We start from the raw sequence: 16,023 nt of genomic DNA on the forward strand, positions 1-16,023 counted from the left end.
CGAATTCACACAAACCCGCTCCGGCGGGTTTTTTATTGCCCGGAGAAAAGTGCATGGCCGGCATCAAAGAGCGCCTGATCCAAGTCGTCCTGCGCGGAAAGGACGAACTGTCCGCAGAAGCGGCCAAGGGCGCCGAGGCGCTCGACGAACTGCGCGCCGTTGGCGAGGAACTGCAGGACTCCCTCGGCAAGGCCGAAGGCGCCGCCCGGCTGGCCGACCAGCTCGACAACACCCGCACCATGGCCGAGCGGGCGCAGAAGGCCTACAACAAGGCGCAGGAAGAGGTGGAGGCGCTGCGCCGCGAGCTGGACGCGGCGCCCAGCAGCAAGGGCATCGAGGCGGCGCTCAAGGGAGCCCAGCAGAATTCCCGCGAGGCAGCCCGCGAAGTCCGCAAGCTGACTGCCGAGCTGGAGAAGTCCCCCGGCGATGCCGGCGTCACCGCCGCCCTGCGGCAGGCCGAACGCTATGCCGACGAAGCCGGCGCAGAGGTCAAGCGCCTGCGCGAAGAGCTGGACAGCGTACCGACCAACACCCGCCTGAATCAGTCGCTCAAGGAAGCCGAGCGCAACGCACGCGCCCTCGGCCGCGAGCAAGACCGTCTGCGCGAAGCCGAGTCGCTACTGGCCGACGCTGCCCAGGCTGCCGGTATCGACACCGCCCGCCTGACCGTCGAGCAGCAGCGGTTGGAGTCCGCCGTGGCGGGCGCGAAGGAGGCGGTCAAGGCCAACGCCGATGCCGTCGACCAGATGCGCAGCGGAACCGCCTCGGCCGCACGAGGCGTACGCGAACTGGAGCAGCGCGAGCGCGACCTGCTGCAGGCCCAGCGTGATTCGCTGGCCCGCGTGCGTGAGCAGATCGGTGGACAGCAACAGCTCAATGAGCAGACCGCCACCTACGGCCAGCGCCTGCGCGACACCGCACGGAGCATGGCCGCCTACGTCGCCGGCTTCCTCGCCATCGATGCCGCAGTCGGTGCCGTGCGCAACGGCATCACCGCCATGCTGCAGGCCGGCGACAAGACCGAGCGCCTGGGCAACCAGATGGAAGCCATGATGGACTCCATCAAGGGCGGCGAGCAGGCCACCGCCTGGATCAAGGGCTTCGCCAAGACCACCCCGCTGGCCGTGGCCGACGTGACCGAGGCCTTCGCCCAGCTCAAGACCTTCGGCGTCGACCCCATGGGCGGCGCGCTGCAGGCGCTGGTCGACCAGAACGAGAAGCTGGGCGGCGGGCAGGACCGCCTGCTCGGCCTGGTCACGGCCGTGGGTCAGGCCTGGGGCAAGCAGAAGCTGCAGACCGAGGAGATCCTGCAGCTGGTCGAGCGTGGCGTGCCAGCGTGGGACATGCTGGCCTCTGTCACCGGGAAGAACACCGCCAAGCTGATGGAAATGGCCGGCGCCGGCCAGCTCGGCCGCGACGTGATCAGCGACCTTCTCGACGAAATGGCCCGCGGCGCCGGCGGTGCTGCTGCGGACAACATGAGCACCCTGACCGGCCTCACCAGTCAGCTGTCCGACGTCTGGCAGGGGTTCCTGTCAAAGGTCGCCGACAGCGGCGCCCTCGACTACGCCAAGGGACGCCTGAAAGCGCTGCTCGATACCGTCGCGCAGATGGACGCCGACGGATCGCTCGATGCCATGGCCAAGCGCTGGAGCGACCGTTTCGTCTCGCTGGCCAGTAGCATCGAGGGTGCCGGTCAGTGGGTGGCCCGCCATGCGACCGAACTGAAAGCGCTCGGCGCCGCCTATGCCGCGTTCAAGATCGCCGGCATGGTCTCGTCGATGGTCGAGTGGGGCGCGTCCGTGCAGCGATCATCGCTGCAGCTGCGGGCCATGACCACCGAGACCAACGCTGCAACCGCCGCCACGCTGCGCCTGTCTGCCGCCCAGAAGGTCAGCGCCGCCGCACAGGGTGGTCTCGCCAAGGTCGGCGGCGCTGCCGTGACAGCCGGCTCGGCCATGCTCTCCATCGCCGGGCGCATGTCGATCTACGCCACCGCCGCCTACATGGCGGCCGATGCCGGCGAGGCGCTCGGCAACTGGCTCGGCAAGCACTCCCAGGCCGCCAAGGACGCCGAGGCGGCCATCGAGCGCAACCGGCAGCAGATGCTCGCGCAGTATGACCAGGCGCTGCAGACCGCCCAGGGCATGCAGGTCGTCACCGACGTACAGATCAAGTCAACCGCCGAGCTGCGCAAGGCCAGTGACAGCGAGCGCGAGGGCTACCGCGAGCGCCTCAAGGCGCAGGAGGAATACCAGAAGGCCCAGCTCAAGGCCGCGATCTACGGCAAGGAGGCCGGCAAGGTCACCGAAGAGGAGTACAAGAAGGCCGCCGCCGCACTGGCCAGCACCCGCAAGGCGCTGGCTGGCATCGAGCCAGCGGCCAAGGCGGCGGCTGACGCCCTCAATGGCAATCTAACCACCGGCGCAATGGGCCTGATCGAGCGGTTCAACGAGCTGAAGCGCAGCGGCAAGGACGTCGACGAGGTGCTGGCCGAGCTGGGCAAGGGCTTCGACCCGCGCAACGCCGAACAGCTGCGCGACATGGGCCAGACCCTGCAGTACCTCGGCCAGTACGGCGTGCTCAGCGGCGAGCAGATCCAGCAGTTCCTGACCGAGCGCCTGCAGAAACTCAGCGGCGAGGATCTGGTGCGCCTGCAGCAGGTCGCCCAGCAGGTATTCGCCGGCATGAGCCGGGACAGCCAGGCCCTCGGGCTGACCATGGAGGCCAGCCTCAACACCGCGCTGGCCAAGCTGGGCCTAGACCTGGAGCAGATCAGTACCGGCTTCGACAAGGGCACCCGCGACGTACTGGATGGCTTCGACCAGGTCATCGCCCAGACTGCCGCCAGTGGCAAGAGCGCCGAAGACAGCGCCCGCATCATCGTCGCCGCCTTCCAATCCGCCCGCGAAAAGATCGACGACCCGGACGCCCTCAAGCAGCTGGAGGGCGCCTACAAGGCCTGGCAGGGGACGAGCACCGAAGCGGCCACTGCCGCCCGTGCGCGCATGAGCGAACTGCAGGCCGAGGCCAAGGAGTCGGCCAAGGCCATCAACGGCATGGAAGACGCCCTGTCCAAGGTCGGCGAAGCCGCCAACGCCATGGACCTGGCCAACATCGGCGTGGCCGCCTCGCGCGCCTTCCACGAAGGCCGCATGAGCGCAGAGCAGTACGCCAAGGTACAGGAGGCGATCAAGGCCAAGTACGCCGAGCTGGGCGCGGCCGCACGGGAAGCCGGCCAGGCGGCCGAGGAGGGTGCCGAGCAGGGCAGCAAATCCCAGCAGATGTACAACAAGGCGCTGGAAGACAGCATCCTCACCAACGAGGAGCTGCGCCGCATCTCCGGTCAGCGGATGGAAGAGGAGCGGCGGGCCAGCGGCGAGCTGATGGCCATGCAACGCAAGGGGCAGGTCGAGACCCAGCGCGACATGTCGGCGATGGAAGGCTTCTTCGGCGGCGTCCTGTCCCGCGCCCGCGAGCCGCTGGCAGCCATGTCGGCGGCAGCCCTGGCTGCCTATGACCGCCTGCGCGGCGTCAGCAGCGTCAGCGTCGGCATTGACACCAGCGGCCTCGAAGCCACCCGCGCATCGCTGCGCGGTGTGTCGGACGAGCTGGCGGGCGTTCAGATGGCGCAGACAGAGCTGCTGTCAAAATCGAACACTGGGTTCAGCAAGTGGATGCTAGGCACGCAGGAAGCCAGCCTGCGGACCCAGCAGGCCTACCTCGGCCAGAAGGCCAGCTTGCAGAGCCTGATGGAGCGCTACGAAAACGGCACCATCAGCCTCAAGTCGTTCATCGCCGCCGCCAAGGGCGCGGCCGGCAGCCTCAACCTGCTGGACGACTCCGACCTGTCCAGCCTCGAATCGGCCATTGCCTCGGCCGAGCAGCAGATGCAGGCGCTCGGCGACTCGACCCGCAATACCCTCGAGGGCCTGCAGTCGGAACTCGACCAGCTGCAGGGCCGCGAGGATGCCGTCGAGGCCCGCCGCTTCTCCCAGCGCAAACGCGAACTGCAGGCGCAGCTCGAGGATGCCAGGGCCAGCGGCGACAGCGGGGCGATCACCAATCTCAGCCGCGCCATGCAGGTGCTGCGCGAGATCCAGACCGAGACTGAGCAACAGCGCATCGTCAAGACCCAGCAGGAACGCCAGCAACAGCAGCCAGCCGCAGCGGCCGCAGCACAGCCCGCGCCGCCGCCAGCCACAGTCATCCGCCTGGAAACCACCCGCGGCCAGCGCGTCGACGTCAGCGTGCCGCAGGGCCAGCAAACCCAACTGCTCGACATCCTCGCCGAGGCGGGATTGAGGACCACGTAAATGGCAATGACCCTCGACAGCGTCGACCTCGCCGCCGACCCCGCCCTGGGCGGCGAGCAGCTGGAATGGACGGATGAATGGGACTGGACGCCCATCGCCCAGGAGCAGGAGCGCAGCCTCTCCGGCGCGCTGCTGGTCCAGCAGGGCAGCAAGCTGTACGGCAGGCCGATCACCCTGAAATCCAACGGAGGCGCCTGGTTCACGCTGGCGACCGTGCGCTCGCTGGAAGTGCTGCGCGACATCCCCGGCCGGGTGATGCCGCTGCAGCTGCCGGACGGACGCACCTTCAGCGTGATCTTCGACCACTCGAACGGCGCACCGCTCAAGGCGAAGCCGCTGTGGCGCAGCGTCGAACCAGATCAATGGCCATACGAAATCGAGCTGTCCCTGCTCACCGTCGCACCCCCGGAGGCACCATGACCCTGACCGCCTACTGGCTCGGCCAGTCCATCGTCGCCGCCGCTACCCCCGAGGAGGTGGTGGCGGTGATGGAGCGCCACGAGCCACCCGGCCGCTGGCTGACCGAACAGGCCCGCGAACTGACCGTCGATGAGCTGGCCGAGCCGCTCGACGCCGGCAGCGTCGCCGATGCGCTGGCCGCCACTCGCAGCGCCCAGCTGCTGCGCTGGGACTACCCGCAGCAGTAACCGTCACCCGTAACGCCAAGAGCCCGCCCCGCGCGGGCTTTTTCATGCCCGGAGTTTTTCATGGCGATCAACCAGACCGACGTCAAACTGCTGAAAAGCCAGCGCCTGACCGACGAAGACGACGGCGGTGGCCGAGCCACCGGCACCGCGGTAGTCGACGGCGAGGTCAACAACCTGTACTCCGACATCTCGCGCCTCGACCGCACCACCGGCCGCATCAACTTGCGCAAGGGCTTCGCCGGCGTGCTCACCGACAACGCCGACGCCTACCTCGGCGCCCACGCCATCGTCACCGAAGGCCCGGCCGACCCGCGCGTCAGCGTGCTGCTGTTCAACAGCGGCAGCCAGACCGACGAGCGCGCCGCCGCCCGCGCCGCCATCGAGAACTACGTGGTGCCCAGCGTGCCGGCGCGCTTCGAGCTGCTCGGCAACCAGCTCAAGGGCCAGCGTGCCATCACCGGCGTGCAGCGCGAAGAGCACCGCATCCCCGAGATCGGCGAGGTCTGCCAGCTGGTCAACGGCAGCACCAGCAGCCAGTACGTGCGCATCACCAGCGTCGATGCCCAGGTCGAAAACTTCATCTACGAATACGCCAGCGGCCAGTACCTGACCCTGCCGCGCCGCCGCCTGCAGCTGGGCATCAGCGCCGCGCTGCTGGCCGACTACCCGGGCGGCACCGTCAACCCGGCCGGCACCACCGACAAGAACCTCGCCGGGCAGGCCAAGTCGCTGATCCTGTCGACGCAGGTCGCCGATGCCGCGCGCTACTACGGCATCAGCCCGCTGGCTGACGCCGTCGCCCATGGCGACCTCACCGTCAAGGTGCAGAGCGTCTACAGCCAGCTGGTCCCCAGCGCGACCAAGGAAACGCCGCTGATCGACCAGCTCGGCGGCTACAACCGCCGGCAGATGATCGCCAGCGGCGCCGCACGCTCGCCCGCGCTGATCTTCGCCCAGGTGGTCGCCGGTCAGTCGCGCAGCTTCCTCGGAACCGGCGCGCTGCCGGGGTCGATCACCCTGACCATCAACGGCGGCGTCTACCGCGACGACAGCAAGGGCGGTTTCGTCTTCGTCTCCGGCAGCAACACCTTCAGCCAGATCAGCGTCGACTACCAGACCGGCGAGATCAACGCCTACCGCGCCACCACCTACACCGGCGCAGCCAGCGTCACCTACACCCCGGCCGCCGCCATCACCGGGCCGGCGGTGACCGGCGAGATCGTCATCGGCCTGGCCAACCGCGGCTATGCCTACACGCTGAATCTGGCTGACGCCAAGCCCAAGCCGGGCACGCTGACCATCAGCTACATGGCCCTCGGCAAGTGGTACGACCTGGTCGACCCGGGCAACGGCGAGCTGACGGGGCAGGGCAGCGGCACCCTGGCATTCGGCACCGGCAGCGTGAGCTTCACCCTCGAGGCCCTGCCCGACGTCGACAGCGCGATCATCTACAGCTACGTGGCGAGCAACGCCGCCGAATTCACCCAGCGCACCGGCGCTGGCGTGTCGGCCAAGGCGCGCATCCGCCACCGGTTGCCGCACGACGGGATCATGCCGGGCAGCCTCTCCGCCACCTACCTGGTCGGCGGGGTGACCAAGACCATCACCGACAACAGCCTCGGAGGCCTCACCGGCCAGGCCAGCGGCAGCATCGTCTACGCCACCGGTGAGCTGGACATGGAGCTGACCAGCACCCCGGATGCCGGCAGCAGCATCAGCTACAGCTACCAGCAGGGCGCGGCCAGCGCCGGTACCCAGGTGCTCAACCCGGCACCCGACGGCGCCGGCACCGTTAGCGGCACCATCGCCGGCGCGCCGCTGCAGCCCGGCACCGTGCAGGCCAGCTGGTCGGTGATCCGCAAGACCCCGGTGCCCTCGGTCGCGCAGCAGGTCACCTACGAGCAAAACACCATCGTCGACGTATCCGCCCAGGACGACGGCGCCGGCGGCTGGATCGGCCACAGCGGGACCATCGACTACACCACGGGCGTGTTCACCCTGCGCGTGCGCGGCGACTACACGTTCAATGAATACACCTACGAGCAGGAGAAGAAGCGTTTTGATATCTCCCACGTCTCCTAGTAAGGGCCGCCCATGTCTGACATCAAACTAATCAGCACCAGCACCACCCTGCAGGAGCAGTTCGGCGGCACCCTGGTGATCAAGAGCCAGCCCGCCGGCATCGGCTACGTCACTGAAACCGACGTGCAGCCTGCGCCGCAGTTGACCTTCGACCTGCTGCCCGCCGTCGAGGAGCCCATCGTCCCCGGCTCGCTGCTGCTCAGCTGGGCGGGGAAAACCTACGTCGACCGCGACGGCGTGCTCTACGCCGACATCAGCTCGAGCACCAACGCCGGCAGCGCGGTGGGCACCGTCGACTATGCCGGCGGCACCGCGACCCTCGGCAGCTATCCGGCCGCTGCGGCCAGCGGCATCACCGTCAATGGCTGCCTGACCAGCAACGCCGGCTTCGGCGTTGTCGGGGCGACCTTCCGTACGCCGGGCGCCCCGCTGCGCGCGGCCAGCCTGCAGGTCACCGTCGTGCGCGCCGACACCGCCCAGGTGGTCACCGGCTCGGCAGACAATAACGGCGACTTCAATGGCCCGGTGATCTGGGGCAACGTCGACATCACCACCGGCGTCGTGCGCCTGCGCTTCACCAGCGATCCGGACGACACCAGCGGTGCGAGCGAGATCCCGTGCATCCCGGCGCTGCTGCGCTACAACGGCGTGCTCTACAGCGCTCTGCCGCTCAACGCCGACCTGATCGGCCTGGACCCCGTGCGCCTGCCGGCCGACGGCCGCGTGCCGATCTACCGCGAAGGCGAGGTGCTGGTCATCCACCACACCGCCGAAACCAGCGTTCCCAGCCCGGTGGCAGGCGGCACACTGCAGCTGGCCCGTGACCACCAGGCAGCCATCGAGGTAGTCGACGCCGCCGGCATCGCCCTCGACCCTGCGCAGTACACGACCGACCGCGAGCTGGGCACCGTCACCTGGGCCAACCCGCTGCTGCTGCAGGATGCAGAGGCGACCCCGCTGAGCCTGCCGCTGACCATCAAGGATCGCGTCGAGCACATGGCCCTGTGCACCGAAGTGCAGATCACCGGCACCCTGGGCATCAGCTCGCCCGTGCCTTGGGATCTGCCGTCCGCCGAGACCAAGGTCAGCAGCGCCGTGGCCTGGGGCGACCTGCAGGCACGGTTGTACAAGTGGTTCTCGCAGAAGACATGGAACAGCGGCGCGCCGAACTGGACCGACGCGCCCATCGGCGATGCCACCACCAGCAACTACAACAGCCTCAACTACCCGCAGGTGGTCACCAATCGCGGCGCCATCGCCGGCAAGTGGGCCATTGTGTTCACCTCGGCCACGCAGTTCAACGTGGTCGAGGAGAAGCTCGGCGTCATCACCACCGGAACCACCAGCAGCGACTGCGCGCCGATCAACCCGGCGACCGGGGCGCCGTACTTCACAATCCTCGCCGCCGGCTGGGGCTCCGGCTGGGCTGCCGGCAATGCCGTGCGCTTCAACACCGACAGCTGCCTGGGGCCGCTGTGGATGGTGCGCACCGTGCTGAGCGGACAGGGGGTGGTTGAGGATGACCAGTTCAGGATTCAGATCAGAGGGGATGCAGACTGATGACTATCAGGAAATACCACTCCAGTGACCCTGGCGCTCCGGCGGTCAACCAGGCGAGCTGGTTCCAGACATTCCGCGCCGTACTGCGCGCGTGCCTTGTTGATGGCTATGGCGCGGGATCATCCCCGCCAGCCGGGTGGTCGCTGATTTATGACAACACCAATGGCATTGTGCTGAAGAGTAACGGTGTGGCGCCGGCATATTTCAATTTTCAGGCGTATTCCCCAACCGGCAGCAACAATACCTACGGGTACATGCAGTGCCTAATCGGCGCATCGTGTGACTCAGTCAATGCATCGGGTCTGATGAGCGGTGACGGGGTTCGCAGTGGGAATGTAACAAACCAACAGCGTATCCCCTTGCGCGCCGCCTTTGCCGGCACAACCTGGACCCTGTTGGCAGATGAGAGAACATTCGTATTTTATGCAAATAGCAATGATCTCAATAATTTTCAGGGCTCACAATCGATTGTCATGTTGTACTGCGGGGACGACGCCAGCAATCGATCTATTGTCATCGGAGGTGCCCTTTCATCTTCTGCTTCAAGCGCCTTATACAACCGATTCCATTCTGGCGGGTGTGCTGGCAGCGCATTGCGTGATCCTGAAAGCGGACTTCTATTGGATTCTGTCGGCGGAAGTCTAGTTTCGGTTGCGCTCGACGTTGGCAGCGCGGCTAACGGTAGCTCATGGGGAATGCCCTATTCGGGGGGGCTCGATGAGCTTCCGCTATATCCATGCTACTGGCTGTATGGCGACACGCTGGTTGGCCGGTTACGCGGACTTTGCTTGTCTCCGATTGCTATTTATTCGGAAAGTACATTGCTGAAAGCGCTGGGTCTTTCGCCGAGCCTCGTGACTCGCGGTGCGTGGGCCCAGCTGGGTGAACATCACTATGCAGGCGGAATTTCTGGAAACTACAGTCCGTCTCTGGTGCTCACAACAAATCCGGCATACTGGTGACCTAATGGAAGTGATCAGATGTCAATCGGTGCCACTGCCGACAATGCCGATGCCCATCTACAAGATACGCCTGCGCGTCATGCGTGATGGAGAGTACACCGCTGATGCAAAGCGAGTGCGTCTGTATCGCGGCTACGAAACGGCCAACCAGCTCTGCGAGACATGGGATGTCAGCGGTGATGTCTGGAGTCGCTACGCCGAGCTCGATGCTTCGACCATGCTGGGGTGGGGTGATTGGCTTGTGGCTGCCGTGACGATGGCTTCGCCGAAACAGACTAAGGCAACATTCGTTTCGATCGCCGGCGACATGGATATCACTATCGACATCACCGATGGTAGCGGCCCAGCCAGCGGCGATCCGGCTCAGGTGGCGGTACGTATGCGCGTCGACGCTCTCGATGCCGTGCGGGAGGCGGTATTCGTCGAGCGACTGGCAGATGGCACATGGCGATTGGCCGGCGCATTTCGTGGCGATAGCGGCAGCGCGGAGATCGATGTGCTTGGCGGGTCAGTGTTTGCCCTCGGTGTTGACGACTTTGGCGTGGCGTATGCGCCCGGTCTGGTCGTTGGCGTTGGTACTCGCGTGCGTCCGTCGATTTTCGTCGGCTGGCTCTACGAAGTTACCCAGGCCGGCACCCTGCCGGCGACCGAGCCCGAGTGGTGGCCTATCGACGGCGACAACGCCCCGCGGCAGCTCGGCACCGCCCGCGCCGTTGCCGTGCGCTACTACCGCCCGCTGGCCCATGGCCCGGTACCCGTGGAGATGATCTGATGCTGACTGCCGACGTGCGCGGTCGCTGGAGCCGTGCACGTCGGCCCGGCGACCCGAGCAGCGCCGCACCCTGGGCGCGCCTGCAGGCGCAGGACCGCCAGCCGGCCGCACCCTGGCAACAGGGCCTGCCGCGCGAGCAGGTCAGCGCCCAGCCCTGGGGCGACGTGCCGGCGCAGGATGCCGGCAATCGACATCCGTGGGGCAGGGCAGAGCCAACCAGCGCAGCACCCACTGTCGCGCCCTGGGGTGACGTGCCTGCCTGTGACATCAGCCGCGCGCTGGGCTGGGATCGCAGCATCCAGCCGTGCGATACCCTGCGGCTGCGGCTGCTCTACAACCCAAAGCCGGCGCGCAAGGACATCGGCACCGGCCAGCGCTATAACCGCAGCGATGAATTCGGCCAGCGTTACGACGCTGCGGGGGAGCTGGCCGCAAGCCTGTACCGGCCGGGCAGCCTGATCGCCTTTGACTTCGGCGGCGCCCGCTACTCGCCCAGCGCCACGGCGGCGGTGTTCTTCGACTTCCGCTTCACGCCGCTGCGCCGTGCCATCCAGCCGGTCGACAGCGGCACAGCCGAGTCGTGGGGCAACGCCCGTCAGCTCAACCAGCGGATGCGCCTGCCGTGGGGCCGCGGCAGTGCGAAAGACCCCGGCATCGTCATCCCGTACCCCGACTACGCCGGCCCTGTCTACGAAATTGACCCCGCCGTCGAGCCCGACATTCTGGAGACCTACATGATCGCCAACAGCGTGTCGCTGGTGGTGCTGCCCGGCCGCGAGCCGGTGGACGCCACCGGCATCAAGGTCGCGCGCGACATCGACGCCTTCGCCTGGACGCTCAGCGCCGAGCTGTTCGGCCGCACCTCACTCAACCTGGTGCGCCCGGACAGCAGCGGTCCCAAGACGGTCGAGCTGACCATCAACGGCTGGACGTGGCTGTTCCTGGTCGAGCGCTACAGCACGCAGGGCAAGTTCCCCAGCGAGCGGTTCAGCATCACCGGCGTCAGCCGCACCCAGTTGCTCGCCGAGCCTTACGCGCCCAAGCGCAGCGCGGTCAACGCGGCTGACATCAACGCCGTGCAGGCGGCCACCGACCAGCTGGAGAACACCGGCTTCACCCTGTCGTGGGACTACACAGCCCTCGGCCCGCCCGACTGGACCATCCCTGCCGGCGCCTTCAGCTACCAGGAGCAGACCGCCCTGCAGGTGATCGCCCGCGTGGCCGAGGCGGTGGGTGGGGTTGTGCGCCCGGCGCGTGACAGCGACGGCCTCGCCGTGGTGCCGCGCTACCGCGAAGCGCCCTGGGCGTGGGCGACCTCGGTGATGGACCGCATCATCCCCGCCGAAATCGTCGGCCAGTGGGGCGGCGAGTGGAGCCCGCAGCCGAGCTGGGACAGCTGCTACGTCAGCGGCACCACTCACGGCGTCGCTGTCGCCGTGCGCCGCACCGGGACTGCCGGCAGCGCGCCGTCGCCGGACGTTTTCGACGACCTGATCACCGGCACCGACGCGGCACGTCACCGCGGCATCGCTGAGATCGCAAAGGGCGGTAACCAGGAGATCGTCACCCTCAGCCTGCCGCTGTTCCCGCAGGGCGGCAGCGCCCCCGGGCTGGTCGACCCGGCGCACCTGTGCGAAGTGCGCGACATCGACGGCACCTGGCGCGGCCTGTGCCTGTCGACCGAGATCAGCGCCGAAGGCGTCGGGGCCAGCCGCGTGACCCAGACAATCAAACTAGAACGGCATCACTGAGGTAGCTGAAAATGAAGACAGTTGTTGAGGGTTTTTTAGTCGTTCTCGTTGGGACGTGGCTGTGTTTCTGGTGTGGTCACTGGGTGACCGTGGGGGTCATCAGTGCCCTAAAAAGATACCCGCTGTAGGGGCTAACAATGGCAACCGTGAACCCCTGGAAGCGCTTTATCGGCCTGCTGCCCGGCGGCGTGCGCATCGTCGGCACCGTCGCCAGCGTCAGCGCCGCCACCGGCAGCAGCATCGTCACCCTGCGCAACGGCTCGCAGATCACCGCCCGCGGCGTCGACGTGGCGCAGGGCAGCCGCTGCTTCATCGTCGACGGCCTGATCACCGGCCCGGCGCCGGAGCTGCCGCAGTACGACGTAGAGGTCTAAACACAACATCTGGTGCCCGATCGACAACCTCGGCACACAACATCTAGTGGCCCGCCCCGTGCGGGCTTTCTTGTTTCTGGAGACCCCCATGCCCCGAATCTCTGCCGCTCAAGCCGGCGGCCACAACGTGCTCGCCTTCCTCGACATGATCGCCTGGTCCGAAGGCACCGATCACCCACGCCAGCCCAGCAACGACGACGGCTACGACGTGGTGGTTGGTGGCGGCCTGTTCCGCGGGTACAACGATCACCCGCGCCGGCTGATCAGCTTGCCGCGCCTCGGCATCAAGTCGACGGCCGCGGGCCGTTACCAGCTGCTGGCTCGCTACTGGGACGCCTACCGCAAACAGCTGGACCTCTGCGACTTCGGCCCGATCAACCAGGATCGCATCGCGCTTCAGCAAATCCGCGAGCGGCGCGCGCTGGGCGACATCCAGTCCGGCCGTATCGACGTGGCCATCGCCAAGTGCCGGAACATCTGGGCCAGCCTGCCGGGCGCAGGCTATGGCCAGCACGAACACAAGCTGGATTACCTGACGGCGCGCTTCACCGCGGCTGGTGGGGTGCTGGCATGATCCCCGCCGCCGTGCGCCTGCCGCTACTCGCCCTGCTGGTCGGCATCGCCATCGGCTGGGCGGTCAACGGCTGGAGGATGGGCGTCGAGCTCTCCGATCTGCGCGCCGGCCACGCCCAGCAGCTCGAGCGCAACGCTGCAGCACAGGCTGCCGCCATCGCGGAGCAGCAGCAGATCCGCGCCCAGCTCGTGCAGCAGCTAGCCGCCATCGACCAACAACGCTACCAGGAGCTGACCCATGCGCAGACCACTACCGATGCTCTCGCTGCTGACCTCGCTGCTGCTCGCCAGCGGCTGCGCGTCCGAATCGATCCGGCCAGCTGCCCAAGCCTGTCCGCCGCCACCGGTACCGGTGCCGCCGGCCTGGATGATGGAGCCGGAGCCCGAGCAGACCTACACCCATCAGCTGCAGCAGGTGTTGTCCGAGTGACGGGCAGGGCGGATCAGTGCCGGGCGCGGCTCACGGCGCTGCAGGAGTGGGTGAGGGCAGCTAATCGCTAGACGCCTTCAGCTTGGTCCACCCACGGGAGCTCATGAAGCGTCCGCTCTTGCCGAACAGAGCGAAGCGCGTCGCGTGCCATGCTGCTTTGGGCATGCCACAGTCCAGGCTGCGGATCTTGCGGTATGCCCAATCCCAGCGCTTATGCAGCGCAGAAGGCTGTTGGGCCGTGGATGAGTGCGTTTCAGTTTTAGGGGTGCTGGAGTTCGGCATGGTGATTCCCTGAAATTCCATTTAGGGGAGACACGAAAACTGATGAAAGTTCATCCTCGGGCGAGAACTATGTCACATTACAGGCTGAATGTGATGGGTGCGTGAAACCACCCATCTTGCTGTGGCTGCTTGTGGATCCTGCTTTCATGAAGAGCCATGGATAGGAGAAATCAGCCCCGCCCCCTCGCTCTTCACGCTCCCCACCTCCCGCCCCACAGCAAACCACTCGAACGCTTCCTCCGGCATCCCGAGATGCAGTATCTCCTCGGCCTCCTGCGGCCCCACCGCCGGATCGAGCCACGCCCGGGCCTCGGCCGGCCCCAGCACCAGCGGCCGCCGGTCGTGGATCTCCGCCATCCCGCCCACGCTCGCCATCGTGATGGTCGCGAAGCCATCCCCCTCCTGAACCTCCCGGCCATGCCGGGGGAGGTGGCCGACAGCAGGGAAGAACAGCGGCCCGCCGCCGCGCAGGCGGAAGTAGAACGGCTGCTTGTGCTTCGGGTCGTTCGGGTCCGGCTTCCACTCGTACCAGCCATCCGCCGGCACCAGCGCCCGGCCTCCCTTCCAAGCCTCCCGCCAGAAATTCCCGGTCGCCACCTTCTCGACCCTCGCGTTGATCGCCGGCGGGCGAGGGCCGGTTGCCCAGGGCGGGGCGTAGCCCCACGGCACCGGCTCCAGGCGCAAGCCTTCCTCCTCCTGATGCATCAGCAGCACCCGGGTACGCGGCGCCACGTTGTAGCGGCCGATCGGCTCCGGGCTGAAGCCGCCCACCACCGGCAGCTCGATCTGCAGCGCCTCCAGATACTCGACCGCCGTCAGGGACTGCACGAACCTTCCGCACATGGCCACCTCCACACACTTTCAGCGTCCAGCGTAGACCTGTCTGGCGAAAGCATGCCCCCAAACGAAAGAGCCCCCGCCATAACTGGTGGGGGCTCTTGCTTGCGTCAGCGATTCAGCCGACGTGGCGCATCAATCGCGCTCAGCGCTTCCGATCGGTCAGAAGCTTCACGCGCTGGCTCTGGCAGTCTGAGCGGGCCTTGAGGTTCGCCAGTGCGGCCATCGAAAACTCGAACATCTCTTCCGTCGAGACGGCCAGCTCACCAGGCGTCACCATCGCTTGGATCAGCTCTTTGTGGGTCATCACACAGGCATCGTAGGGGATAGGGCTGTACTGCTCACGGCCTGCCGTATCGGTGCAGACCATCCAGCGCTCACCGCGAGCCAAGGGGCGTCCGATGATTTCGGAAAAGTTCGAGGGCTTACCCATCCATTCGCCTTCAAGCACGATGCGTGCGACCAGGTTTACGGCCTCGGTGAACTGCTCCGGATCGATTTCCTTGTAGCTGCAGCCGAACTTGGACTTGAGAGCCGACCAGCAGCGAGTCGCAGCCTTACCGCGTGCCGTTTCCGGCAGCGCCTCGATGCGCGCGGCCACCAGCGCCTTGATCGCGCCTTGCTGCTCGCCGGTGAGGCCATTGGGCAGGGCCTTCGGCGAAGCGGTCCTGCGCCGGCGCGGATTCACCGCCTCGCCCTGCTGCCAGTAGGCGGCCAGCGCGGCGAAGCATTCGCGCTGGTACTGCACCAGCCGCTCGCGGATCCCCGGGCGCACGCGGGAGGCATCCACGCCGAACAGCCAGCCGTTGAGATAGTCGAGCGGGAGGCAGGTAGTTTCCTGATCGCCGCCAGCGGAAGGGGTGCGTATCACACGCGCACCTTCTTTCAGGACTTCGTGCCGCTGGATGCGCTCGCTTTGGCCGCGCCACGAAAGGCCGATGGCTTCGCAGATCGGCTTCATGGCTACAAGGTGCTCGCCTGCTGGGCCGGTGATGACGGTGAGGGCGTGGCCGTGAAAATCGACTGTGGCAAGGCGGAGCGAAGACGGAGCTTGTGCTGCGGTGCTGGACATTTGGAAATCCTCGTATGGCTTGCTTGCCGCTCACCCAAACGCCAATTTGGGTGAGCGGAACCGTGCGGGTTGGCGTACCGGTACGAGGGCCGGCGGGCCGTGAGGCCCCCACACACGGCCCGCCCATAACGGGTGCAGCCATGCCGCGGACACAAAAAAACCGCTAGAAAACAGCGGTTGTGTGACCGCCTCGTATGCCGGGACGCCAATCCCAGGTCGCTGGATTGAAAGCGACGGGCAGAACCATAGCCGGAGTGGGCGTGGGGAGTCAATCAGTGGCTATTCGAAGGGCTGATTGGTGACTTGCCAAGGGGTGATGGTCATGGTGTATAACGTCGCAAAGCGGTCATGATGATCGTGAAATC

Annotated in this window: 13 protein-coding genes; 11 read left to right on the plus strand and 2 right to left on the minus strand. The window is 66.7% G+C overall.

All coding sequences use genetic code 11. The annotated features are described in order from the left end of the window. The first annotated feature begins 53 nt into the window (after positions 1-53). From BMZ19_RS14405 to BMZ19_RS14445, 11 genes are all read left to right on the plus strand, one after another. Positions 54-4,316, plus strand: a complete 4,263-nt coding sequence (locus BMZ19_RS14405; RefSeq protein ID WP_090312038.1) for a tape measure protein — start codon at positions 54-56, stop codon at positions 4,314-4,316. After that, complete coding sequence (locus BMZ19_RS14410; RefSeq protein ID WP_244517238.1) at positions 4,317-4,736, plus strand: hypothetical protein; 420 nt, start codon at positions 4,317-4,319, stop codon at positions 4,734-4,736. Next, positions 4,733-4,963, plus strand: coding sequence for a hypothetical protein (locus BMZ19_RS14415; RefSeq protein WP_090312040.1), 231 nt, complete (start codon positions 4,733-4,735; stop codon positions 4,961-4,963). Before BMZ19_RS14410 ends, BMZ19_RS14415 begins: the two co-directional genes overlap by 4 nt. 60 nt (positions 4,964-5,023) lie before the next feature. Beyond that, entirely contained in the window at positions 5,024-7,045 is a 2,022-nt protein-coding gene (locus tag BMZ19_RS22455; protein ID WP_170847775.1) for a hypothetical protein, read from the plus strand. A 12-nt stretch (positions 7,046-7,057) separates the two neighbouring features. Next, on the plus strand, positions 7,058-8,605 hold the full coding sequence (locus tag BMZ19_RS22460) for a hypothetical protein (RefSeq protein WP_170847776.1): 1,548 nt from the start codon (positions 7,058-7,060) through the stop codon (positions 8,603-8,605). Continuing rightward, complete coding sequence (locus tag BMZ19_RS22205; protein WP_139214687.1) at positions 8,605-9,567, plus strand: hypothetical protein; 963 nt, start codon at positions 8,605-8,607, stop codon at positions 9,565-9,567. The genes BMZ19_RS22460 and BMZ19_RS22205 overlap by 1 nt, the downstream gene beginning before the upstream one ends. A gap of 49 nt (positions 9,568-9,616) precedes the next feature. After that, the gene (locus tag BMZ19_RS14425; protein WP_139214688.1) at positions 9,617-10,339 is read left to right on the plus strand and encodes a hypothetical protein; all 723 of its coding nucleotides are present in this window, start codon (positions 9,617-9,619) and stop codon (positions 10,337-10,339) included. Then, positions 10,339-12,090: a hypothetical protein gene (locus tag BMZ19_RS14430; RefSeq protein WP_170847777.1), complete on the plus strand. Its 1,752-nt coding sequence runs from the start codon at positions 10,339-10,341 to the stop codon at positions 12,088-12,090. The genes BMZ19_RS14425 and BMZ19_RS14430 overlap by 1 nt, the downstream gene beginning before the upstream one ends. Before the next feature lie 137 nt (positions 12,091-12,227). Beyond that, positions 12,228-12,464 (plus strand): hypothetical protein, encoded by a 237-nt coding sequence (locus BMZ19_RS14435; RefSeq protein WP_090312044.1) that lies wholly within the window; start codon positions 12,228-12,230, stop codon positions 12,462-12,464. Positions 12,465-12,552: 88 nt separating this feature from the next. Next, positions 12,553-13,038, plus strand: coding sequence for a glycoside hydrolase family 24 protein (locus BMZ19_RS14440; protein ID WP_090312046.1), 486 nt, complete (start codon positions 12,553-12,555; stop codon positions 13,036-13,038). Next, entirely contained in the window at positions 13,035-13,538 is a 504-nt protein-coding gene (locus tag BMZ19_RS14445) for a lysis system i-spanin subunit Rz (protein ID WP_090312048.1), read from the plus strand. Before BMZ19_RS14440 ends, BMZ19_RS14445 begins: the two co-directional genes overlap by 4 nt. 355 nt (positions 13,539-13,893) lie before the next feature. Here the strand turns inward: BMZ19_RS14445 and BMZ19_RS14450 are convergent, their stop codons facing one another. Together BMZ19_RS14450 and BMZ19_RS14455 are read right to left on the minus strand one after the other, a co-directional pair. Beyond that, complete coding sequence (locus BMZ19_RS14450) at positions 13,894-14,592, minus strand: SOS response-associated peptidase family protein (protein ID WP_090312049.1); 699 nt, start codon at positions 14,590-14,592, stop codon at positions 13,894-13,896. Positions 14,593-14,731: 139 nt separating this feature from the next. Then, entirely contained in the window at positions 14,732-15,658 is a 927-nt protein-coding gene (locus BMZ19_RS14455) for a phage antirepressor N-terminal domain-containing protein (RefSeq protein ID WP_090312050.1), read from the minus strand. Positions 15,659-16,023 lie beyond the last annotated feature (365 nt).

The organism is Pseudomonas linyingensis (genome assembly GCF_900109175.1).
GTDB classification, from domain to species: Bacteria; Pseudomonadota; Gammaproteobacteria; order Pseudomonadales; family Pseudomonadaceae; genus Geopseudomonas; species Geopseudomonas linyingensis.